The following is a 21,249-nucleotide window of genomic DNA, read 5'->3' as shown; positions in this document are numbered from 1 at the left end:
TTATGGCAATAGATAAATCTAAAGTAGACTATCTTCTTTTGTCATATTTTGGGGTTCTTATTTTTTTTGGATTAATTTTGCTAGCTTCTGCAAGTTCTGTTGTTGGGTTTGAGAGGTTTGGAGATGGTTATTTTTTTCTAAAAAGACAAATTTTGTATGGTTTTTTACCTGGATTATTCCTTTTTATTTTGTTGAGTAAAATACCATATACTTTTTTGAAAAAGATGTCTTTGTTTATTTATTTTGTCTCTTTGGTTTTGGTGATATTAGTTTTAATTCCTGGAATGGGATCTAGTTTTGGAACTACTGCACAAAGTTGGATTGTGTTCGGATCTTTTTCTTTTCAGCCTGCAGAAATTGTAAAATTAGGGACTATCATCTTCTTTGCAAGTTATCTGGCTGATTTGGGTAGTTCTATAGAAAAATTTAAAACAGGGTTTTTGACAGCTCTATTTTTAGGTATTTTACCAATCGGACTTATTGTATTTCAGCCAGATATTGGAACAGCTAGTATACTTTTTGCAGTAATTTTTGGTATGCTATTTTTGGCTGGTGCAAAATATTCCCATTTAGGAGTACTTTTGTCTGCTGGGGTTGGTGCATTTATTCTTATGATAGCTCTCGTGCCACACAGAGCAGAAAGACTTATGACTTTTATGCATCCAGAGTTAGATCCGCAAGGAATAGGCTATCATATAAATCAGGCTTTTTTGGCAATAGGTTCTGGAGGTTGGTTTGGTTTTGGACTTGGACACTCAAGGCAAAAATTTCAATATTTACCAGAAGTCCACGCAGATAGTATTTTTGCTATTATGGCAGAAGAACTAGGCTTTGTTATTGTTGTCGCTTTTATAATTTTACTTGTAGCAATAAGCTTTCGTATGGTAAAACTTGCAAAACAGTCTCACGACGATTTTGCAAAATTTCTTGTATTTGGAATAATGATATGGTTTATAGTCCAATCTTTTTTTAATATTGGTGCAATGGTTGGTTTAGTACCACTTACTGGTGTGCCACTTCCATTTGTAAGCCATGGAGGGACAGCACTAATGATTTCTATGGCTTCGGTTGGAATACTTATAAATATATCAAAAAATAGAATTAAATATCGTTTATGAAAATAATTTTTTCTGGTGGCGGGACACTTGGTCCAGTAACACCACTGCTTGCAATAAAAGAAGTGTTAGAAAAAAAAGATAAGAAAATAGAATTTGTTTGGGTTGGCACAAAGACTGGACCAGAAAAAGAGTTGGTTAAAAAATATAACATACCATTTCTTGCTATTTCTTCTGGAAAATTTCGCCGTTATCTGTCTTTTTGGAATTTTACAGATTTATTTAAAATTTGTTTTGGTTTTTTGCAGTCATTCAAAATTTTGTGGAAAGAAAAACCAGACTTGTGTATTTCTGCGGGCGGATTTGTTTCTGTTCCAGTGCATTTCATAGCGTGGATTATGGGAGTTCCAACTTGGATTCATCAGCAAGATGTAAAAGTTGGGCTTTCCAATAAAATAATGTCATTTTTTGCAATAAAAATAACCACAGCTTTGGAGGAGGGAGTTGTAAATTTTTCTGCAAAAAAAGTTGAGTGGCTTGGAAACCCTGTTCGAGAAGAAATTTTAATTGGTAATAAAGAAAAAGTTTTTCAAGGTTTTGGATTAAAATCAGACTTGCCAGTTGTTTTTGTAATGGGAGGTGGAACCGGATCTTTAAAAATAAACAGGCTTGTAATAGAGTCTTTGCCACACTTAAAAGGAATATGCCAGATAATTCATTTGACTGGAAAAAATAAAAGTGAGGATAATGAAAAATTTAAAGAGTTTGAAAATTATTTTCAATTTGATTTTTTTACAGAAGAAATGAAAGACGCTTATGCTATTTCTGAATTGGTGGTAGCGCGTGGAGGTTTTGGAACTTTAACTGAGGTTGCAGCATTAAAAAAGGCAGTAATTATAATTCCAAACGAGGGTCATCAAGAGGATAATGTAAAATTTTTATCGTCTAGCGGTGCTTTACTTAGTTTTAATAATAATTTAATAAGTGGAGTAGAATTGGCAAAAGTAATAAAAGACTTACTTCAAAATAAAAATAAAATGAAAGAAATGGGGGAGAGATTGAATAGTTTACTTCCAATCGCTAAAGAAAAAGATATAATTAGTATTATAGATGAGCTGTTTGGAAGATAAAACATAAATAATTTAAAAAAACAACGGGTTATTTACCCGTTGTTTTGCGTTTATATTCTATTAGTTGCCCCATAAAAAACATAGATGAGACTATAAATATTATAGAAGTAAGTAGAAAATACCAAGTATAATTTTCTAGAAAACATATAAAATATAGAAATGCTGTTGTAAAAGAAGAAAAAGATAATGCTTTTAAATTTTTAGCTCGTGGAATAAGTTTGAGTTTTATTCTTGGATAAACATAATATGGAAGTAATAAAACAATTGTAAATAAGCAAGCAAAATCTGCAACAACAAAAAGCGATCTGTAAATGAACTCATTCATTGGGAACTCCTTTGTTAAAGAACTCTATTTAGCATAATATTTTTTTATCAAAGCTGTCAATTAAAAAAGCACCTAAATTAGGTGCTTCGTGGATTATCACTTTTAAATGTTTTAGATTGGGATATTAAAATTCCAAAAAAAATACAGATTATAATAAAGCAAATTGCTGTAATTTTTGTACTCATCTCTATTTTTTCTACAAAAGCTAGATAAATCCAGGCTAAACTTGTAAGTCCTGTGATTGTCAAAGTGCTAGATGTGGATGTTTTTTCCAAAGTTGCGTTAGATTTACCAAATGTTGAATAGGGATTTCCTGCAAAAAACATATAAAATATAATGTGCAGTGCTATTGAAAATAAACTAAACATTATAAGTGTTTTTAGAATTTCTAGATAATTCACGCGTATTCCTCTATTTTTTTGGTTTATTTTCAAACACTACATTATCATTTTTTAGATATTTTGTCAATTAAAAAAGCACCTAATTTAGGTGCTTTACTGTTTCTATACCTTTTTATATTTATCTAACACCCAGTTCATATTTAAAGCATTTATGATCATATTTATAAAAATAAGCACTAAACTTACATATATCATAATACTAAGTTCTGAAGATAAGTCGAATATCATATAATAAAGTCCTGTGGAAAAAGTAATCACAGAAAACAAGAGTGTAGAACAAACTGAAATAACAAGTATATAATAATATTTTTTCAAAAAAACCTGACAAATTATTGAAATCATAATAAATATAAAAGTAATTATAACTAAAAAGTGCAATAGTGAGTAGGTATTAATATTTACAATTGAATTTAGAAATTCAGACATTTGTACCTCCTTTTGGGTGTAAAAAAATAAGACCTACTTCATACTACCATTTTTTTATATTTTTGTAAATTAAAAGCACCCAGTTTAGGTGCTTTTTTGTTACTATGTTTTGTGCCAAGTTATTACAAAAAAGATTGATAAGATAAAAAGTGAACAGTATATAAAAATACTTGCACCAGAGCTTGACATTGAGATACTTGAAAAAGTTATGACAAATAAAGGTATAGAAAAAAGAATCATTACTTTTAATATTTTTCTTTGCGTAAACTTTTTTGATTTATCTACTAATATTGTAAATGTGTAAAGAGCAATTCCTGTAAAATACAGAATTCCAATGATTATTAAGATTGAATTAATTGCAGAACTAATACTTACAGCTTCCATTTTTCCCTCCTTTGTAGAATTTATATCTATTTTACATTAAAAATAAAAAAACACCAATTAAGATGTTTTTTTTGTGACCTGGGTGGGGATCGAACCCACGACCATCAGCTTAAAAGGCTGCTGCTCTACCTACTGAGCTACCAGATCATTTTGTAATATTTATCACTTTTTAGTATTTACACACTTTTATAAAATATAGACTTAAATATGATATACTATTTATAGAAAAAAATCAAGTTTTTTTGTTAAAATATGCATCATGCACAAAATATAGCACATGTTTTGAAGAAATTGAACAGTTCTAGAGAGGGTTTATCCAATAATGAGGCGAAAAAAAGAATTGCAAAATACGGTAAAAATAAATTTTCTACAGCTGGAGAAAGAATCTCCAGATTTAAGATTTTCTTGAATCAATGGAAAAGTCCGTTGATTATAATTTTGGTTGTAGCGGGAACGATTAGTGGTTTTTTGGGGGATTATCCAGACATGATAATTATTTTTATTACAACACTTGTAAATGCCGTGATTGGCTTTGTGCAGGAAGACAAAGCTAATAGAGCACTTCAAAAACTTGGTTCAATGATAAAGTATAAGGCAGTTGTTTTGCGTGGTGGAAATGTTGTTAGTTTAAATAGTGAAAGTGTGACAGTTGGTGATATTTTGATTTTGAATGCTGGAGATAAAATACAGGCAGATGGAAGGATAATTCAAGAAAAAGACTTAAAGGTAAACGAGGCATTACTTACTGGAGAGGTGGAGCCAGTAAAAAAGACAATAGAAAAAATAGAAAAAGATACAAGACTTCCAGATAGAAGAAATATGGTACACAAAGGAACAATCGTGGCGAGCGGTGTTGCCAGGGTTGTGGTAACATCTATTGGTGTAAATACAGAAATAGGGAAAGTAGCACAACTTGTAAAAGAAACAGAAGATGTAGGTACTCCACTTCAAGAACAGCTTAGAAAATTGGCAAAAACACTTGGAATTTTAATTGTATTAGTTTCTTTTGCTGTTATATTGCTTGGTATTTTTAGTCCTTTTGCAGAGTATGAAATAGTTGAGCTTTTTGAGGTTTCTGTAGCAATGGCAGTAGCAGCAATTCCAGAAGGTTTGGTAATATCTTTGACGGTAATTTTGGCCATTGGAATGCAAAAGATTTTAAAGAAAAAAGCTTTGGTGCGTAGGCTTGTATCAGCAGAAACTCTAGGTTCTGTAAGTGTAATATGTACAGACAAAACAGGAACACTTACAGAAGGTAAAATGTTTGTGACACAGATTTCTACGGTTAACAATGATTTTGATGTAGAAAATGAATATAATTTAAAGAAAAATAAAGAGGCTTATTTTATTTTACTTGCTGGTATTTTTGCAAATGATGCATATTTGCAAAAAAGTGTTGGTAAAAAAGTTTCTGTAATTGGTGATACAACAGACGCTGCATTTTTACATTTTGGGCATAAAATAGGTTTGGACAAGGTAAAGCTTGAAAAAAGAAATCATAGATTAGACGAACTACCTTTTGAAAGTAGGACAAAATATATAGCTGTTTTGCAGTCTGAAAAAAGTAAAACTTCAATGTATATAAAAGGTGCACCAGAGGTAATTTTGAAAAAAGCAGAATTTTATAGAAAAGGAGAGAAGGTTTTTAAAATGACGGCAGAAAAAAGAAAGTTTTTTGAGAAAAAGCATAAAGAATTGGCTAGTCGTGGCCTGCGTGTGTTGTCGGTTGGTTATAAAACTTTTTCAAAAGATAAAGATGAGTTAAGTTTTAAAGATACAAAAAACTTAATACTGCTTGGCTTGGTTGGTATTTCAGACCCAATAAGAGCTGATGTAATAGAAACTTTTAAAATAACACAAGAAGCTGGGATAAGGGTAATAATGATAACAGGAGACCACATAGAAACAGCTAGAGCGATAGGAGAAAAAATTGGTTTAAATATATCAAAAGAGAGTGTTTTGTCTGGAGATGATTTACAGAAAATTGATGACAAAACACTTAGAAAAGTTATTGAAAAGGTAAATATTTTTGCAAGAGTTGAGCCAGGAGATAAAATGAGAATAGTAAAAGCATTGCAATTGAATGGAGAAATAGTAGCAATGACAGGAGACGGAGTAAATGACACACCAGCATTAAAAGGTGCTGATATTGGGGTTTCACTTGGTTCTGGGACAGATGTGGCAAAAGAAGTTTCAGATTTGATATTGCTAGATGATAATTTTAGTACAATTGTTTATTCTGTAGAAGAAGGAAGGACAATTTATCAAAATGTAAAAAAAGTTGTTTTGTACCTACTTTCTGGGAGTTTTGCAGAGATTACTCTTATTTCTGTTAGTTTGGTGGTTGGCTTACCTCTGCCGATTTTACCAGCACAGATTTTGTGGATAAATATTATTGAAGATTCATTTCCAAACATGGCACTAGCTTTTGATAAAGGAGAAAAGGAAAATATGAAAGAACCACCAAGGAGGAAAAATGAAAAATTAATTGATGGTGAAATGAAGGCAATGATTGGTATTATAAGTATTGTTGCAAATGTAATGCTTTTGGGAATATTTTTGTACTTTTGGAAAACTACAGGAGATATACAACTAACCCGCACAATAGTATTTCTTGGTTTAGCTGTAGATTCACTTCTTTATATTTTTTCTGTAAGAAGTATGCGTCATCATGTTTGGGAGAGAAATCCTTTTGGCAATATGTATTTAAATCTCGCTGTCTTGTTTGGATGGTTGATGCTTATTGCTGCTGTATATCTTAAACCACTTCAAATTTTGTTAAAAACAGTCCCAATTGGTCTAAAAGAATGGACAATTTTAATAATTTTTGGACTTGTAAATGTGTTTTTGATAGAGTTTATAAAAACAATTTATTTAATTAGAAGAAGAAAAAAATATGATAGATAAGAATTTTATAGAGGAGAAAAAAGAGAGAATGACAAAGAAAGATACAGAGAGAAGAGAGATAATTAAACAATCTGGAGATGCACTGCATTTGGCAAAGCGGGCTATTTTCTCACTTCATCGAGATGATGCAGAAGACGCAGAAGATAAAATGAAAGAATCAGAAAATATAATGTTAAATTTGCAGAAAAAGTTTGATATAAATGTTTTGGAAGGACAGGGTTCGTATAAAGCTGGAATGGAGGAATTTGTAGAAGCTACTTTATTCTTTGATTTTATAAATGGAGTAGATTTTGGAAGAATTCAATTGGATGTTCCAGACGATGTTTACATTGCAGGTCTTTGTGATGTACCAGGAGAGCTTTTGCGGTATGCTGTGAAGTTTGCGACTAAAAGAGATTTTGAAATGGTTGAGCGATGTGTTGAGACTGCTCAGGAAGTAGTTGGAGAGTTAATAGAATTTAATTTGACTAGTTATCTTCGTAATAAATTAGATCAGGCAAAAAATGCTGTGAGAAAGTTGGAGCAAGTAAATTATGAACTTAGTTTGAGGAAATAAAAAATTTGTATAATTTTTTTGAGAACAAATAAAAACCCGCTATATTTGCGGGTTATTTTGTGTGTGAATATTCATACACTTCAAGTCCTAACATAACTTCAAGATAATGAACTAAGTCTCGGTATTGATCTGGGCTTATAATATGGAAAATAAATTTTACAATAGCCTGTTTACCTGCGACACCATCAAAGTTATTAGTATAATGTGTAAAAATATAATAAGGTTTTTTTTGTATATCTTTAAACCTTTTTGCACCAATACTTAAACCATGTTTTAAGTCAATATCTATACTTAAGTTAGTATCTTTTGTTGTTTTTGTATCTTTTTTGGGGAGTATATTTTGGATATATTTTATAAAATGTTCTTGGTTTCTAAAAATAAAAACAGGAATAGACATTTTACGCTCCTTTTGGGTTTCTTTTTTTTACTTAAATTGATACACTAATAGTATTACATAATTAAATAGGATTTGTAAATTTTATTATGAAAAAAATATTAAAAAAAATTATACCAAAAAATATTTTGAATCTTAGGCATTTATTTTTTGCTTGGTACGGAGCTATAAAATACAAATATCCTTCAAAAGAATTGTTAGTAATTGGAATTACAGGAACAAGTGGAAAATCTACAACTGCTTATTTACTTCGTCAACTTTTGGAAAGTTCTGGTTTTGTAGTTGGCTCACTTTCTACTATAGATTTTTATGTTGCTGGACGAGACAAGCTAAATGATACAAAAATGACCATGCTTGGAAAAACTGAAATACAAAAATATCTGCGTGAAATGGTAAATAAAAAATGTGATATTGCAATTGTTGAGACAACTTCAGAAGGAATAGTCCAGTATCGTCATAAGTTTATAAATTATGATTATGTTTTGCTTACAAATCTGTATCCAGAACATATAGAATCTCACGGAAGTTTTGAAAACTATAAAAATGCAAAGTTGAAACTTTTTGAATATACTGCAAATAAAGAAACGAAAGTTCTAAAAGGTAAACCAATAGATAAAAAAGTTTTTGTAAATGAAAACATAAAACAAGCTAGTGAGTTTGTAAATTTTAATTTTTCAAAGAAGATTGGATTTGGTAAAAAAGGAGAAAAAGTTTTTGTAAAAAATCTTGGAGAGGAATTTATTTTGGATAATGTGGAGACAACTGAAAAAGGATTGGAATTTGAAATAAACAATAAAAAATTTAATACTAAACTTTTTGGCGAACACAATGCTTTGAATATTTTATCTGCAGTTTCTGTGGCCAGAGAATTGATGGTGGATTGGTCAAAGATAAACAAGTCTGTGAAGAATTTTGCTGGAGTTCCTGGAAGGCTTGAGTTTATAGAAGAAGCTGAAGAATTCGGATTTCAGGTAATTGTGGATTATGCTTTTGAGCCCATAGCTTTGAAGTCGCTTTATAGAGTTGTAAAAGTTTTGAAACCAAAACGCATAATCCATGTTTGTGGTTCAGCAGGTGGTGGGCGGGATAGATCCCGAAGAGGGCCAATTGGAGAATTGGTTGGTAGGAATGCAGATATTTGTATTGTGACGAACGAAGATCCTTATGATGAAGATCCAATGGAGATAATAAAACAAGTTTCAGGAGGTGCAAAAAAATCTGGCAAAAAACTCGATAAAAATTTGTTTGAAATTTTGGATAGAGGAGAAGCAATACAAAAAGCAGTAAACTTGGTAAAAAAAGGAGATTTAATTTTAGTCACTGGAAAAGGTAGTGAACAGGCAATAGTAGTAGAGAATGGTAAAAAGATTGATTGGGATGACAGAGAAGTAATTAAAAAAGAATTAAGATTTAAAAAATAAATATGAATACAAAAAAAATTAATTTAAAACACGATGAAGAGATTTTACTATCTCTTCGTAGGCACGCTCTTACACTTTTTTGGATGTGGTTGGGTGGTTTATTTTTCTTAATTTTGGCTTTCTTTCTTATGTTCTGGCTTTTTTCTTATGGAATTTGGGGGAGTATTGTATTTGTAATTCTTATTTGGTTTTCTGCTATGTTTTGGGCTCGTGGACTTTATATGTGGAGAAAGGATACTTGTATAATTACAAATTATAGGATAATTGATATAAATAGACGCGCTATTTTTGACAAAGTTATTTCCGAGGTTTTGTACGATCAGGTGGAGGGTGTTTCTGGAAGGGTAAAAGGAATTGCTGGAACTATTTTTCGTTATGGAGATGTGACTATTCAAACAGCAGCTGGAAGTGTTCAAATTGTTGTAAAAAAGATAAAAGAGCCTGTAATTATTCAGCAAAAAATAAATGAGTTTAGACACGAAAATTTGAGAGGTCTAAAAAAACAGGAACAAGTCCAAAATAGTGCGATCAATATTTTGGAGGACGAAGAGCTTAAAAGAGTTTATTTAAACACAAGAGAGGAGTTAAAAAATAGAGGTTTTATCGATACTGATACACAAGAATAATTTATATTTATGCGTAGGAAAAGTGGTAAATTGTGGAGTGGTTTTTTTGCGACTAAACTTTTTTTGTTTGGCTTAATTTTGATAGTTTGTTTTGTTTTTTTTGTTTATGCAAAAGGTTTTTATCAGGATTTTAAGATAAAAAGAGAAATAGAATCTTTGGAAAAAGAAATAGCAGGATTGGAAAGTAAAAAACTAGAATCAATGGAGATACTTTCTTATGTTATGAGTAATAGTTTTGTGGAAGAGAAAGCGCGTACAGAATTGAATATGCAAGAAGAGGGTGAAAAGATAGTTTTTTTTAATAATCATGAAGATTTTGAAAACGAAAATAAAAATGAATATGATACTGAAAATAGAAAGGTCTTGCATAATCCTTTGAAATGGTGGTATTATTTTACAAACAAGAGTATAGAGTGATTTAGAAATTATTAGTTAATTAAAATATTATGGAAAAAGAAGAGAAAGTAGTTAGTAAAAAAGTAGTTAGCCCTGTCAGTCTAAAAAATAAAAAGTTTTTTCTTATGGGTATAGCAGGTGTGTTTGTGTTAGTATTTTTTTTATCATTAATTTTTGTTATTCGGGGAGTTTATAATTTACAAGATAATACTATGGTGCGTGCATTTTCAAAAAGTTTAAATATTCCAGTTGCGTCAATTAATGGATTGAATATAAGTTATTATGATTATATTGAGGATATAAGAACTTTAAAATTATTTTATTCACAACAACCGGAAGGTTTTCCACCAGTATCAGACGATGATGTGTCAAATCAGGTTTTGGAGAGACTTTTGGCAAATCGTTTTGTAGCTAATTTTGCAAAAGAAAATGATGTGGAAGTGACAGATGAAGAGGTGGCTAATGTAAAAAAAGAGTTAGTTTTGCAGTTTGCAAGTGAGGAGGAGGCAGAGAAAAATTTGAAAGAAAAGTATGGTTGGGATTTAGACACTTATACAAAAAAAATAATCACACCAATAGTTTTGGAGCAAAAAGTTGCTAAGTTTTTTGCAGAAAGTACAAATGAAGAGTGGGCAGAATTTGGAGATGAAGAGGTAAAGGCTCGTCACATATTATTTCAAGTTGGAGATCCAGAGACGAGTGCAACTGTAAAAGCTCAGGCAAACTCCATATTAAAGAGAGTTTTGGCTGGTGAAGATTTTGGAACATTGGCAGAAGAGTTTGGTTCAGACGGAACTTCAAAAACTGGCGGAGATTTGGGTTGGTTTGGTAGGGGGATGATGGTAAAAGAGTTTGAAAAGGCTGTATATGCTTTGAATGTTGGAGAGGTGGACACAAATTTAGTAGAAACTCAATTTGGCTTTCACATAATTCGTTTGGATGAAAGAAGGTCTACTAGAAACTTTGCAGCATTTTTGGATGCAAAAATTAAAGAAGCAGATATTAAAATAACTCTTCCTGTAAATACACCGTTTAATAATTTGCAAGAAGGAACAGACAAAGAGCCTGAGGTATCCACAGAAACAGAAGAAAGTAGCTCAGAATCAGAAAGTTAGAAAAACGAAAAGTTAAAACAAAATACACAGAAAATTCTGTGTATTTTGTTTTTTACTATTTAAAAATATTATGATATAATATTTTTATGATTAGACTAAAAGGTATTAGTAAAATTTATAATAAAGATAGTATTGGCTTGGATAAAATAGATCTTCATATAGAACATGGAGAGTTTGTTTCTATTGTGGGGCAAAGCGGAAGCGGAAAGACTACTTTGGTGAAACTTCTAATTGTGGAGGAATATCCAACTGCAGGAAAAGTGGAAATTGGAGGATGGGATATTACAAAAATTCGAAACAAAGATATTCCACTTTTGCGTAGACAAATTGGAGTTATATTTCAGGATTTTAAACTTTTGCATGCAAAAACTGTGGCAGAAAATGTATCTTTTGCCTTGCAGGTTTCTGGAGCACCAAAAAAACGTATCAAAGAGGTTGTGCCTCGTGTTTTGAATATTGTAGGTTTGGGAGACAAAATAAATAGTTATCCAAAGCATTTGTCTGGTGGAGAACAACAAAGAGTTGCTATTGCGCGCGCGCTTGTTCACAGGCCAAAAGTCTTAATCGCAGACGAGCCTACAGGAAATTTGGATACTTTAAATACAAAAGATGTTATTGAAATTTTAAAAAAGATAAATAATTTTGGCACAACAGTAGTTTTGGTGACACACAATAGGGAAGTGGTAAATCATCTCAAAAAGCGTGTTGTCACACTAAACAATGGTGTTGTTGTTTCAGATAAAAAAACAGGTAAATATGTTTTGTAGAATGATGAATCGCTGAACTTTGTTCAATTTGATATATCGAAAAGCTTTGCTTTTCTTTCCTAACTTAATTTGCTTAATCTGCTATTTTAAATACATCATCCTGAATTTAACTTAGGAATCCAGAGTTTACAAAATAGAATGTTGATTTGACACAAACTTTGAATCCCCAACAAGATTAGGATTACAGAAAGAATATTTAGAACTGGTTAAGCAATAGAGCATTTAGAATTTGATTAAAAATTATGTTTATTAGATTTTTTCGTGTAGTAAAATTTGCATTTCAAGATATTTTGAGGAATTTTAGCCTTTCATTTATGACAGTGCTTATTTTGGTTTTAATGCTTTTATCTATAAATACACTTATTATTATTCGCGTATTAACTTTTGAGGCAACCAATACTATAAAAAATCAGATAGATGTAAGTGTTTATTTCGATTATACTTCCACAGAAGAAGATGTTTCAGAGGTTTTATCTTATTTGGAATCTTTTCCAGAGGTTGTAGAAATAACACTAATGACAAGAGATGAGGTTTTGGTAGATTTCAAGGAACAGCACAAAGATAGTCCAGATATTTTGGCATCGCTAGAGGAGCTGAGCGAGAATCCATTGGGACCAACTTTAGTTGTAAAAGCTAGAGAAACTAGTGATTATGACAAAATAATTACAGCTTTGAGTGTTCCAGAATACGAAGATATTATAGAAGCAAAGACTTTTGCAGACACAGAACAGGCAATAGAGCGAATAGATACAGTCACTTCAAATTTAGAAAAATTTATATTTGCTTTTAGTGGTTTGTTTGCGGTTATTGCATTTGTAATTATTTTCAATACAATTCGTGTTTCTGTGTATACACAAAGAATGGAGATAACTATAAAAAAACTTGTTGGCGCTACAAATTGGTTTGTGCGTGGACCTTATTTGGTAGAAGCTGTTTTGTTTAGTTTTTTGAGTACAATTTTTGCTTTAGCTTTCGTTTTTATGACAATAGATGTCATAGATCCTTACATAAAATCTGTGTTTCAAAGGTCAGATATCTTGACAAATTACTTCAATTCCAATATAATAATGCTGTTTGTACTACAGTTTGTTGGGGTTTTACTTCTCACAGCATTTTCCAGCTTTTTGGCAATGCGAAGGTCATTGAAGTCATAAGGTCAGCAAATTAGGCAAAGTATGCAGATTAAGTAAAAAATATGTCATCCTGGGCGAAGTCGAATGGATCTCGATTCAAAAACACTAGAACTTTAAATATTCATAGTTCTAATAATATTGCATCGAGATATTTCGACTCCACTTCGTTCTGCTCAATATGACGTGAATAGAATTAAGATCTAAGTTCTTAATTCTATAAATATTCGGAGGTCGTCTAATGGTAGGACTTCAGGTTTTGATCCTGACTATCGGGGTTCGAATCCCTGCCTCCGAACAAACAAAAACAAACCTGAAAAGGTTTGTTTTTGTTTGGAGAGTGACACAAAGTCTTGTGTCACGGCAGGGATTCGAAGGGTGTGAGAGCACGCAACACCCCGGCTTGAGTCGGAGCGAAAGGAATCAACATGCCCTTGCTTCACTCTCGACAGGGATTTGAAAGTCGGAGCGATGTCTGAGTTTACCCGAAGAGGTAAGGTGAAGACCGTGAGACGGGGTCGCGGAAAATTTAAGTCAATAAATTTATCTGTGACCGAATTTTTGCCTCCGAACAAATAAAAAAATGTGAGGAAGAACGGGATTCGAACTTTTATGAAGAAAACAACATTTTTTAACAACGTTTATTTATTTTTGAAGTATCAAATTTTGGTGTTAAGACATCTTTTTTGTATCGAATATTAAAAAATGTTCTAAAGTCTAATTTATAAATATCCTCTTCCTTTTTGTCAGTTATTGTTATTCGTCTTAAAAATAATGTTTTTTCTATAGAATTAATAGGACTAGTTAACTTATCCAGATTAAGCATTACACAGTAGGGGAGTGCATCGAGATCGGGATGTATATTATCAATAAATTTATCAACAAGATTTTGCTCAACGTCTATTATTATGAAAGGGTTTGAATAATGTCGTAGATAGAAATTTGTATGAAAAAAGAAAGGTATTATCATACAAAGTATTTTTTTTACAAGGATTTTTAATAAAAGATCTAAAAGTAAGGTTTTTAATTGACAAAAAAATAGTTTTAGCGTATGTTCTTTAATAGAACTTTATGAATAAAGATAATTTTATCAACAAAAAAACTAAAATAATTTCAATCGTATTAGCAAGCTTGATTGTTTTAACAGGTATTTTTGTGTACTTACAATATAACAACGATACGTCTACATCTAAAATATATATAGATAATGAATATCGAGAAAAAGAAACGCAATTTAACACATACTTAGAGTCATTGTCTCCAATTGTCGTGTATTCTGATAAAAATACTGGAGAATTTATTGGCTTAACCTCAGAAGGAAAAGAGGTCATTTTAAATATACCTAAAATAGATTTTTTTAATGTATCTTCTATTAGTTTTGATAAGTCGTCTGATACTATTTATTATATAAATAGTAAATATGATTCTGTTAAAAAAACTCAAGTAGGAGTAATAAATAAAATAGATCTAAAAGATAAAACTGATAGCAAGCTAATTGATTCTATTGTGGGAGGAATTCAATATGTAGATAATGATGTTTTGGCTATAAATGAATATGGTGTAGACGGAGAAGCTGTTATTCAATTGTATAATGCTAACGATGGCACCCTGTTATCACCAAAAAGTTATGTAAAATCTAATAAATATCAAACAGAATACAGAATAGTTACAGGTAATGAAGTATATCAGATGGTTTTTGATAATTATGGTGTAATGAAAAATAATACAGTAATGAGACCTGATGGTATACATCAAATCTCATTCCCAGTAAGTAGTGATTCTATCAAGATCTATTTTAACAAGATTGGCACATTAAATCGTACATATATACTAGATCAAAATATTTCGGCAAGTGATTATTTGCGTTCCGTTTATGATGATCAACAAAATACTTCGTCTTACTTCTTAAAGACAACAGGCGATATATGGCCAAAAGGAAATACAGAGCCTAAACTAACCTTATATCCAAGTAATCCTGTTAAAAAAGGAGATTATTATGATACTTACTACACAATGGGAAACTTATACAATATTGATACTGAAAAATATGTTCAGATGATAGGAGATAGTCTCGTTACTTTTGATATATCTGATATGTCAGTAAAAATAACGACAGATAAAAATGATATTGACAATTTATTAAGAAATAAAAAATTTGTTGCACCAATAGCGAATTACATTGAAGAAGCAGGAACCCCAGCGGCTTGTGGTGATTCCATTGGATCTTCTTTTGAATATCCTAGGGTTTTGGAAAATAGGCAAAAAACGTGGTTTGCTTATTGTTTGCGATAATATTTTGCAACAACTAAATAATTACGTTTTATTTTAATTTGGTTAAAAAAGTTCGGAAACAGTTCTTATTTGTGAAGAGAGGAGAGAGTGAACTGCTTCACTCTCGGCATGGATTCGAAAGTTCTAACTTTTTGAATTCCTTGATTTTATGTCTAAAATGAACTAATTTAAATTATATTAAACAACTAAAATATGACAATAGTAAAAATAAATGTGCAAGAACCGTACTATAGTTTTATTGTAAGTGGACAAAAAACTGTAGAAGGTAGGTTAAACAAAGGTAAGTTTGCTCAAATAAATCTGGGTGATATTTTGGTTGTAAATGAACAAGAAAAATTTGAGGTGATAGAAAAGAATTCCTATATTAGTTTTAAAGAAATGATAAAGAGTGAGGGGTTAGAAAATGTAATTCCAGATAAAAAAACTGAAAAAAAAGCGCAAATGTGTATTGTAAGTTTTACACACCAGAACAAGAAAAAGATTTTGGTGTATTAGCAATAAAAATAAAAAAAGTTTAAAATAAAAGATAGTATTTTTTGTTTATATTAGATAATATTTTTTTATGGATAAATGGAATAAATTGTATAGTGAAGGAGCTAAATATAGACCCATAAATGAGGAATTTTTAAATAAACTTTTACTTGAGATAAATAAAAAAACAGGGGAATCTCCAAAAACATTAATAGATTTAGGTTGTGGACCGGGGGATTCTCTTATTAGTTTTATAAAAAAAGGATTTAGTGTCGTTGGAATAGATTTTTCAAAAGTAGCTTTGGAAAAAGCAAAACAAAACCTAGATAAACTTGGTCTGAAAGCAGAGTTAATTCAAATGGATTTGGAAAATCTTAATATATATAAAAAAGCAGATGTTATTTTTTGTAAATTAGTTTTAGCATTTATTAAAAACAAAAGTAAATTCCTAAAAATAGTAAAAAAGATGATGAATGAAAATTCTTCTTTTGTATTAATAACTCCAGTTTTATATAAAAATATTGAATATACAAAAAAAGATAAACCCGGAATTGCTATTTATTTTAAAGAATTAGATGAACTTTTAAATAATGTTTTTACAAGTATAAATATAATAAATAAAGAATCTTTTGGTGATAACGGTGAAATCCTAACTTTTTTATTAAAATAAAAAATAGTGTATTAAGTAATACACTATTTGTTTTTTTGTTATTTCCAGCATTGAGGGTCTGCTTTTCGGTTTGTTTTTTAATCCAAAACATTGACAAAAGCACAAAATAATGTTATCATTTCCTAAGAAATCTATGATAAATATATCATAGATTTTCTTTATAAAACTATTATCTACTATGGCAGAAAACGTAATTTTGAGATTTGATGATGTAAAATTTGAATATGTAGAAAAAAAGCCTGTTTTGAACGAGGCTTCTTTTAGTTTGCGTAAAGGTTCAAAAGTGACATTAATGGGGCAAAACGGAGCTGGAAAAAGTACACTTTTTAAACTAATAAAAAAGGAATTGAAGCCAACGAAAGGAAGTGTTCATATAGATGATAACATAACCATAGGAACATCTTTGCAAGTGGTAAATAAAGAGGATTTAGCGTTAACAATAGAAGAATATTTTGGAACAGCTTTTGTGGAAGTTCCTGGAAATATCAGAAGTCACATAAGTAGAGTAATGAATGCTGTGAATTTGGATATACCGCTTGAGAGAAAAGTGGGGGATCTATCTGGTGGTCAGCAAGCTAGAATTTTGCTAGCATACGCGCTTATACAAAATCCAGATGTTTTGCTTTTGGATGAGCCTACAAATAATTTGGATACCGAAGGAATAGACAGTTTGATACAATTTTTGATAATGTACGACAAAACTGTGATTGTGATTTCTCATGATGCAGACTTTTTGAACTGTTTTACCGAGGGAGTGATATATTTGGATGTATTTACTAAAAAAATAGAATCTTATGTTGGCGACTATTATACTGTGGTAGAAGAGATAAAAAATAGGGTTGAAAGAGAGAAAAAGAAAAATGCTCAATTGCAGAAACAAATAAAAGATAATAAAGAAAAAGTTAACTTTTTTGCAAATAAAGGTGGGAAAATGCGTAAATTGGCGAGTAAATTGAAAGAAGAGGTGAGAGATATGGAAGATAACAAGGTAGATGTGAGACGCGAAGATAAAACTATTAGAGATTTTAATATTCCAAATCAGGAAATTGTGGGTAAAATAGTCACTTTGAATTCTGTAAAAGTGATAAAAAATCATGAGCCAATAGAAAAAGAGGTAGATATTTTGTTGAGACAAAAAGATAGGCTTTTTGTATCTGGACCAAACGGTGTGGGAAAAAGTACACTTTTGCGCTCTTTGCTTACAAATACAAATGATGGTGCAGTTATTTTGGAAGGAGTTAAAATTGGTTATTATAGTCAAGATTTTGCAACTTTGGATTATGATCAGACTGTTTTTGACTCTTTGGAAAGTGTGTTGGCAGATGGATTCGACGTACAAGATATGCGTGCTATTGCTGCTGGATTTTTGATTACTGGTGAATTGATGGGATCAAAAATCTCCCATTTGTCTGAAGGTCAAAAAGGTTTATTGTCTTTTGCACGCTTAGCGCTTATGAAACCTGGACTTTTGATTTTGGATGAGCCTACAAACCACATCAACTTCCGCCATATTCCTGTGATAGCAAAAGCTATAAATAATTATGAAGGAACTATCATTTTGATTAGCCATATGCCAGATTTTGTAAAAAAAATTAGATTTAATAATGAGTTGGATTTGGGAAGATTTTTGTAAGAATCTTCACGGATTTTTTAAAAATTAAGATTGTAAAGATGATATTTCTGTGTTAGTCTAAAAGTATAAATAAATAATAAAATTTTATGAAAGGTTATATTGTAAATATAGAAAAAGAAACACTTGAAAATAATGATTATCGAAGAGTTCTCTACACTTCAAAAAGTAGTCAATTGGTTGTTATGAATATACAGCCAGGCGATGAAATTGGAAGCGAAGTTCATGAGCTGGATCAGTTTATCAGAGTAGAACAGGGAGAGGCGAAAGTTGTTTTAGATGGTGTTGAAAGTGTTTTAAAAGATGATTTTGCTGTAGTAATACCTGCTGGAACAGAACACAATGTTATAAATATTGGAGAGTCTGAGCTTAAAGTTTATTCAATTTATTCTCCACCAGAACACAAAGATGGCACTGTCCATAAAACAAAGTTAGAAGAAGTAGAAGAGCACTTTGATGGGGTGACAACAGAAAATTAAGCTGAATTTAAACAAAAAACCTTGACATTTCAAGGTTTTTTTGTTATAATGTACTTTAAATTAATGCTTTGGGTGATTGCTCAAAGCGACTCGAGTCTTTTTGTGTCAATATATGGCCTAGGAGAAAATTGGGTCATAAGTGGTTTTGCCTAAATATATTACAATATTTAGATAAAAACCCAATATATATATGCAAAAAGAACAAAAAACAGGTCGTTTTTGCGACCTTGGGATAGACGAGAGATTTCTTTCTATTCTTACAAAAAAGGGGTTTAACATCCCAACACCTATTCAAAGTCATGTTATTCCTGGAGCTTTGGAAGGAAGAGATGTGATTGGTATTGCGCAAACTGGTACAGGTAAAACCTTGGCTTTTGGTATTCCAATGATAAATCACCTTATCAACTCAAACGGACAAGGACTTATTTTGGTACCTACTCGTGAGCTTGCTATTCAAGTAGAAAGAGCATTAAAAGATGTTGGTGGTCCGCTTGGACTTCAGACAGCTGTTGTAATTGGCGGAGCTTCTCAATATCTACAGAAAAAGGATTTGAAACGCAATCCACATATTGTGGTTGCTACTCCTGGGCGTTTGGACGACTTGATAAAACAAGGAGTTTACAAACTTAATAGGTTGACAATGGTGACATTGGACGAGGCAGACAGAATGCTTGACGATGGGTTTTTGCCACAGATTAAGAAAATTTTATCAACTGCTCCAGCAAAAAGACAGACTATGTTATTTTCTGCAACTATGCCGAAATCGATCGCATCTCTTGCAGGAGAATTTATGAATATGCCAATGAGGGTTGAAATTGCACAGCAGGGAACTTCTGCTGAAAACATTGAGCATGAACTTTTTATGATTGCTAAAAACAACAAAATGCGTTTGCTCGATGCACTTTTGGAAGAATATAAATCTAATACAGTTCTTATCTTTTCTCGTACAAAACACGGTGCAAAGCGTATCGCTCGTGATATCCGCGGAATGGGGCACACTGCAACAGAAATTCACTCTAACCGCTCTCAGGCACAAAGAAGAACTGCTTTGGATGGTTTTACAAACAAAAGATTTCGCGTAATGGTAGCTACAGACATTGCTGCTCGTGGAATTGATGTAAGACATATTTCATTGGTAATTAACTTCGATTTGCCAGATTGTACAGAAGATTATGTTCATCGTATCGGTAGAACCGGTAGAGCAGGGCGCTCTGGAAAAGCAATTTCTTTTGTAAATCCTTCTCAAAGAAATGATGTTAGAAAAATCGAGAGACTAATGCGCAAGAAATTGCCAATGTTGGATCTTCCAGATCTTCCAGAAGCAAGACCAAAATTAGCTTATGAACCAGAGTTTAGTGGTTCAGGTAGAAGTTCATATGCCAGAAGCAATGGCGGTGGATATAGAGGTAGAAACAGAAGAAGTGGCGGAGGAGGAAATAGTGGAGGAAATTCTTATTCTAGACACAAAAGAAGAGGTTCTAGTTATGCAAAAACTGGACCTAGCTCTTCAAGTTCTGGTTCTGGATTTGGTAGAAAAAAAAGAAGTGCTGGAAACGGTCAAAACCAAGGTAAAAGAAGTAATGGGAATTATCGTAGTAGAGCAAGAGTTGCAAGATAAAAACTTTTAAAACAAAAACAAACCTTTGAATAGGTTTGTTTTTGTTTTAAAAGCATTGTACTTTTTAAAAAATTTGTTATAATATATAGACTATGAAAAAAATGAATTGGAAAATCTTATTCTCAATAGGAGTATTTATAGCTCTTATAGTTTCTTGTTTTGGTGGTTCTGTTGCTATGGCTTTTTCTGGTATGCAAAATTCTTCAGACCATGATATGCCTTGTTGCACAGAGCAATATACAGTAAATTTGGGAATGCATATGTATGATTTTGTTTTAACTTCCAATCCATTTGAAAAAATACTTTTTTCTTTAGTTTTTTCTATTTTTCTATCATTTATTTTTAGTTCGCTAAAAAATGATAATTTTTATTTATATTTAAAACGAGTTCGGTCACGCTTTGGTGATTTCAGCTTTTTCAATTATTTTTCTCGTCTATTTAAGATAGGCATACTTCATCCAAAAACTTGGTAATTTTTAGATCTATACTCTTGTTTTTTTAGGGTATGGTTTTTTTGATATATAAAATTATATTTATATATAATTTATTAATTATTTAAGTTTAAAGTTATGAAAAAGAAAACAAAAATTATTGGTTTGTCTGTTGCAGTATTAGTATTTGGGGCTTGGATTTCTGGAATTGGAATAACAAAAAAAGGAGTTAGTGGTGGTGTAGAAAATGTGTCTGCAAAAACAGCTACAGTTTATAAATCTCCAAGCTGTGGTTGTTGTGCAAACTATGTCTCATATCTTCGTCGCAATGGATTTGAAGTGGAAATGATAGAAACAGATGATATGGATACAATAAAAAATGAACATAATATACCAGGAAATATGGAGAGTTGTCATACAACAATAATAAACGATGGTTATGTTGTAGAAGGTCATATTCCAGTTAAGGCTGTAAATAAACTTTTGGAAGAAAAACCTAGTGTAAATGGAATTGCAATGCCTGGAATGCCAGTTGGTTCTCCTGGGATGCCAGGTTCAAAAAAGGGATTGTTTACAATTTACCAAATGGATGATGGTGGAACTTCAGAATTTATGCAGTTGTAAT

The 21,249-nt window shown here is 31.3% G+C and carries 24 protein-coding genes and 2 tRNA genes; 19 read left to right on the top strand and 7 right to left on the bottom strand.

What is annotated here, in order from left to right; all coding sequences use genetic code 11:
* Positions 1 to 2 precede the first annotated feature (2 nt).
* Both ftsW and L3J07_01915 read left to right on the top strand, forming a co-directional pair.
* On the top strand, positions 3 to 1,118 hold the full coding sequence (gene ftsW / locus L3J07_01920) for a putative lipid II flippase FtsW (protein MCF6276586.1): 1,116 nt from the start codon (positions 3 to 5) through the stop codon (positions 1,116 to 1,118).
* On the top strand, positions 1,115 to 2,185 hold the full coding sequence (locus L3J07_01915) for a UDP-N-acetylglucosamine--N-acetylmuramyl-(pentapeptide) pyrophosphoryl-undecaprenol N-acetylglucosamine transferase (GenBank protein ID MCF6276585.1): 1,071 nt from the start codon (positions 1,115 to 1,117) through the stop codon (positions 2,183 to 2,185). Before ftsW ends, L3J07_01915 begins: the two co-directional genes overlap by 4 nt.
* A gap of 28 nt (positions 2,186 to 2,213) precedes the next feature.
* Here the strand turns inward: L3J07_01915 and L3J07_01910 are convergent, their stop codons facing one another.
* From L3J07_01910 to L3J07_01890, 5 genes are all read right to left on the bottom strand, one after another.
* Positions 2,214 to 2,510 (bottom strand): hypothetical protein, encoded by a 297-nt coding sequence (locus tag L3J07_01910; protein ID MCF6276584.1) that lies wholly within the window; start codon positions 2,508 to 2,510, stop codon positions 2,214 to 2,216.
* A 77-nt stretch (positions 2,511 to 2,587) separates the two neighbouring features.
* Positions 2,588 to 2,911, bottom strand: a complete 324-nt coding sequence (locus tag L3J07_01905; protein MCF6276583.1) for a hypothetical protein — start codon at positions 2,909 to 2,911, stop codon at positions 2,588 to 2,590.
* Between the two features lie 102 nt (positions 2,912 to 3,013).
* On the bottom strand, positions 3,014 to 3,337 hold the full coding sequence (locus tag L3J07_01900) for a hypothetical protein (GenBank protein ID MCF6276582.1): 324 nt from the start codon (positions 3,335 to 3,337) through the stop codon (positions 3,014 to 3,016).
* A gap of 102 nt (positions 3,338 to 3,439) precedes the next feature.
* Positions 3,440 to 3,721 (bottom strand): hypothetical protein, encoded by a 282-nt coding sequence (locus L3J07_01895; GenBank protein ID MCF6276581.1) that lies wholly within the window; start codon positions 3,719 to 3,721, stop codon positions 3,440 to 3,442.
* Between the two features lie 74 nt (positions 3,722 to 3,795).
* Positions 3,796 to 3,868: transfer RNA gene (locus L3J07_01890), tRNA-Lys, on the bottom strand.
* A 105-nt stretch (positions 3,869 to 3,973) separates the two neighbouring features.
* Between L3J07_01890 and L3J07_01885 the strand changes: the two genes are divergently transcribed.
* Positions 3,974 to 6,628, top strand: coding sequence for an HAD-IC family P-type ATPase (locus L3J07_01885; protein ID MCF6276580.1), 2,655 nt, complete (start codon positions 3,974 to 3,976; stop codon positions 6,626 to 6,628).
* A complete protein-coding gene (locus L3J07_01880; protein MCF6276579.1) occupies positions 6,618 to 7,184 on the top strand; it encodes a hypothetical protein in 567 nt (188 codons plus the stop codon). The genes L3J07_01885 and L3J07_01880 overlap by 11 nt, the downstream gene beginning before the upstream one ends.
* 52 nt (positions 7,185 to 7,236) lie before the next feature.
* Here L3J07_01880 and L3J07_01875 read toward each other — a convergent pair whose 3' ends face one another.
* Entirely contained in the window at positions 7,237 to 7,581 is a 345-nt protein-coding gene (locus tag L3J07_01875) for a hypothetical protein (GenBank protein MCF6276578.1), read from the bottom strand.
* Positions 7,582 to 7,667: 86 nt separating this feature from the next.
* Here L3J07_01875 and murE point away from each other — a divergent pair, with 86 nt between their 5' ends.
* The 7 genes from murE (at position 7,668) to L3J07_01840 (ending at position 13,331) form a co-directional block, all read left to right on the top strand.
* Positions 7,668 to 8,999, top strand: coding sequence for a UDP-N-acetylmuramyl-tripeptide synthetase (murE, locus tag L3J07_01870; protein ID MCF6276577.1), 1,332 nt, complete (start codon positions 7,668 to 7,670; stop codon positions 8,997 to 8,999).
* Between the two features lie 2 nt (positions 9,000 to 9,001).
* Positions 9,002 to 9,625 (top strand): hypothetical protein, encoded by a 624-nt coding sequence (locus L3J07_01865; GenBank protein MCF6276576.1) that lies wholly within the window; start codon positions 9,002 to 9,004, stop codon positions 9,623 to 9,625.
* 9 nt (positions 9,626 to 9,634) lie between these two features.
* Complete coding sequence (locus tag L3J07_01860; protein ID MCF6276575.1) at positions 9,635 to 10,042, top strand: septum formation initiator family protein; 408 nt, start codon at positions 9,635 to 9,637, stop codon at positions 10,040 to 10,042.
* 29 nt (positions 10,043 to 10,071) lie between these two features.
* Positions 10,072 to 11,136 carry a peptidylprolyl isomerase gene (locus L3J07_01855; GenBank protein MCF6276574.1) on the top strand — a complete coding sequence of 355 codons (1,065 nt, stop codon included), beginning with the start codon at positions 10,072 to 10,074 and terminating at the stop codon, positions 11,134 to 11,136.
* An 86-nt stretch (positions 11,137 to 11,222) separates the two neighbouring features.
* Positions 11,223 to 11,903, top strand: coding sequence for a cell division ATP-binding protein FtsE (ftsE, locus tag L3J07_01850; GenBank protein ID MCF6276573.1), 681 nt, complete (start codon positions 11,223 to 11,225; stop codon positions 11,901 to 11,903).
* A gap of 242 nt (positions 11,904 to 12,145) precedes the next feature.
* A complete protein-coding gene (locus L3J07_01845) occupies positions 12,146 to 13,057 on the top strand; it encodes a permease-like cell division protein FtsX (GenBank protein ID MCF6276572.1) in 912 nt (303 codons plus the stop codon).
* A gap of 203 nt (positions 13,058 to 13,260) precedes the next feature.
* Positions 13,261 to 13,331, top strand: a tRNA-Gln gene (locus L3J07_01840).
* Between the two features lie 333 nt (positions 13,332 to 13,664).
* Here the strand turns inward: L3J07_01840 and L3J07_01835 are convergent.
* Positions 13,665 to 14,003: a hypothetical protein gene (locus L3J07_01835; GenBank protein ID MCF6276571.1), complete on the bottom strand. Its 339-nt coding sequence runs from the start codon at positions 14,001 to 14,003 to the stop codon at positions 13,665 to 13,667.
* Between the two features lie 101 nt (positions 14,004 to 14,104).
* On the opposite strand from L3J07_01835, the gene L3J07_01830 reads away from it, so the two are divergent.
* The 8 genes from L3J07_01830 (at position 14,105) to L3J07_01795 (ending at position 21,248) form a co-directional block, all read left to right on the top strand.
* The gene (locus L3J07_01830; GenBank protein ID MCF6276570.1) at positions 14,105 to 15,325 is read left to right on the top strand and encodes a hypothetical protein; all 1,221 of its coding nucleotides are present in this window, start codon (positions 14,105 to 14,107) and stop codon (positions 15,323 to 15,325) included.
* 192 nt (positions 15,326 to 15,517) lie between these two features.
* The gene (locus tag L3J07_01825) at positions 15,518 to 15,820 is read left to right on the top strand and encodes an ASCH domain-containing protein (GenBank protein MCF6276569.1); all 303 of its coding nucleotides are present in this window, start codon (positions 15,518 to 15,520) and stop codon (positions 15,818 to 15,820) included.
* 67 nt (positions 15,821 to 15,887) lie between these two features.
* Positions 15,888 to 16,466, top strand: coding sequence for a class I SAM-dependent methyltransferase (locus L3J07_01820; protein ID MCF6276568.1), 579 nt, complete (start codon positions 15,888 to 15,890; stop codon positions 16,464 to 16,466).
* A 178-nt stretch (positions 16,467 to 16,644) separates the two neighbouring features.
* Positions 16,645 to 18,099: an ATP-binding cassette domain-containing protein gene (locus tag L3J07_01815; GenBank protein MCF6276567.1), complete on the top strand. Its 1,455-nt coding sequence runs from the start codon at positions 16,645 to 16,647 to the stop codon at positions 18,097 to 18,099.
* A gap of 86 nt (positions 18,100 to 18,185) precedes the next feature.
* Complete coding sequence (locus L3J07_01810; GenBank protein ID MCF6276566.1) at positions 18,186 to 18,575, top strand: cupin domain-containing protein; 390 nt, start codon at positions 18,186 to 18,188, stop codon at positions 18,573 to 18,575.
* A gap of 190 nt (positions 18,576 to 18,765) precedes the next feature.
* Positions 18,766 to 20,193: a DEAD/DEAH box helicase gene (locus L3J07_01805; protein ID MCF6276565.1), complete on the top strand. Its 1,428-nt coding sequence runs from the start codon at positions 18,766 to 18,768 to the stop codon at positions 20,191 to 20,193.
* Positions 20,194 to 20,285: 92 nt separating this feature from the next.
* Positions 20,286 to 20,666 carry a hypothetical protein gene (locus L3J07_01800; GenBank protein MCF6276564.1) on the top strand — a complete coding sequence of 127 codons (381 nt, stop codon included), beginning with the start codon at positions 20,286 to 20,288 and terminating at the stop codon, positions 20,664 to 20,666.
* A 96-nt stretch (positions 20,667 to 20,762) separates the two neighbouring features.
* Entirely contained in the window at positions 20,763 to 21,248 is a 486-nt protein-coding gene (locus tag L3J07_01795; GenBank protein MCF6276563.1) for a hypothetical protein, read from the top strand.
* The last annotated feature ends 1 nt before the right edge of the window (position 21,249 follow it).

The organism is Candidatus Magasanikbacteria bacterium, from assembly GCA_021648085.1.
Classification (GTDB): Bacteria; Patescibacteriota; Patescibacteriia; order Magasanikbacterales; family UBA922; genus JAKITS01.
This window is presented reverse-complemented; position numbering and strand designations above follow the sequence as displayed.

What these genes read in the sequence shown, in the direction of transcription:
- L3J07_01845 (MCF6276572.1), top strand. Translation starts at nt 12,146, where the DNA reads ATGTTTATTAGATTTTTTCGTGTAGTAAAATTTGCATTTCAAGATATT.
- L3J07_01800 (MCF6276564.1), top strand. Translation starts at nt 20,286, where the DNA reads ATGAAAAAAATGAATTGGAAAATCTTATTCTCAATAGGAGTATTTATA.
- L3J07_01855 (MCF6276574.1), top strand. Translation starts at nt 10,072, where the DNA reads ATGGAAAAAGAAGAGAAAGTAGTTAGTAAAAAAGTAGTTAGCCCTGTC.
- L3J07_01825 (MCF6276569.1), top strand. Translation starts at nt 15,518, where the DNA reads ATGACAATAGTAAAAATAAATGTGCAAGAACCGTACTATAGTTTTATT.
- L3J07_01880 (MCF6276579.1), top strand. Translation starts at nt 6,618, where the DNA reads ATGATAGATAAGAATTTTATAGAGGAGAAAAAAGAGAGAATGACAAAG.
- L3J07_01795 (MCF6276563.1), top strand. Translation starts at nt 20,763, where the DNA reads ATGAAAAAGAAAACAAAAATTATTGGTTTGTCTGTTGCAGTATTAGTA.
- L3J07_01830 (MCF6276570.1), top strand. Translation starts at nt 14,105, where the DNA reads ATGAATAAAGATAATTTTATCAACAAAAAAACTAAAATAATTTCAATC.
- ftsE (MCF6276573.1), top strand. Translation starts at nt 11,223, where the DNA reads ATGATTAGACTAAAAGGTATTAGTAAAATTTATAATAAAGATAGTATT.
- L3J07_01895 (MCF6276581.1), bottom strand. Translation starts at nt 3,721, where the DNA reads ATGGAAGCTGTAAGTATTAGTTCTGCAATTAATTCAATCTTAATAATC.
- L3J07_01885 (MCF6276580.1), top strand. Translation starts at nt 3,974, where the DNA reads ATGCATCATGCACAAAATATAGCACATGTTTTGAAGAAATTGAACAGT.
- L3J07_01900 (MCF6276582.1), bottom strand. Translation starts at nt 3,337, where the DNA reads ATGTCTGAATTTCTAAATTCAATTGTAAATATTAATACCTACTCACTA.
- L3J07_01820 (MCF6276568.1), top strand. Translation starts at nt 15,888, where the DNA reads ATGGATAAATGGAATAAATTGTATAGTGAAGGAGCTAAATATAGACCC.
- L3J07_01865 (MCF6276576.1), top strand. Translation starts at nt 9,002, where the DNA reads ATGAATACAAAAAAAATTAATTTAAAACACGATGAAGAGATTTTACTA.
- ftsW (MCF6276586.1), top strand. Translation starts at nt 3, where the DNA reads ATGGCAATAGATAAATCTAAAGTAGACTATCTTCTTTTGTCATATTTT.
- L3J07_01860 (MCF6276575.1), top strand. Translation starts at nt 9,635, where the DNA reads ATGCGTAGGAAAAGTGGTAAATTGTGGAGTGGTTTTTTTGCGACTAAA.
- L3J07_01875 (MCF6276578.1), bottom strand. Translation starts at nt 7,581, where the DNA reads ATGTCTATTCCTGTTTTTATTTTTAGAAACCAAGAACATTTTATAAAA.
- L3J07_01805 (MCF6276565.1), top strand. Translation starts at nt 18,766, where the DNA reads ATGCAAAAAGAACAAAAAACAGGTCGTTTTTGCGACCTTGGGATAGAC.
- L3J07_01835 (MCF6276571.1), bottom strand. Translation starts at nt 14,003, where the DNA reads ATGATAATACCTTTCTTTTTTCATACAAATTTCTATCTACGACATTAT.
- murE (MCF6276577.1), top strand. Translation starts at nt 7,668, where the DNA reads ATGAAAAAAATATTAAAAAAAATTATACCAAAAAATATTTTGAATCTT.
- L3J07_01910 (MCF6276584.1), bottom strand. Translation starts at nt 2,510, where the DNA reads ATGAATGAGTTCATTTACAGATCGCTTTTTGTTGTTGCAGATTTTGCT.
- L3J07_01810 (MCF6276566.1), top strand. Translation starts at nt 18,186, where the DNA reads ATGAAAGGTTATATTGTAAATATAGAAAAAGAAACACTTGAAAATAAT.
- L3J07_01915 (MCF6276585.1), top strand. Translation starts at nt 1,115, where the DNA reads ATGAAAATAATTTTTTCTGGTGGCGGGACACTTGGTCCAGTAACACCA.
- L3J07_01815 (MCF6276567.1), top strand. Translation starts at nt 16,645, where the DNA reads ATGGCAGAAAACGTAATTTTGAGATTTGATGATGTAAAATTTGAATAT.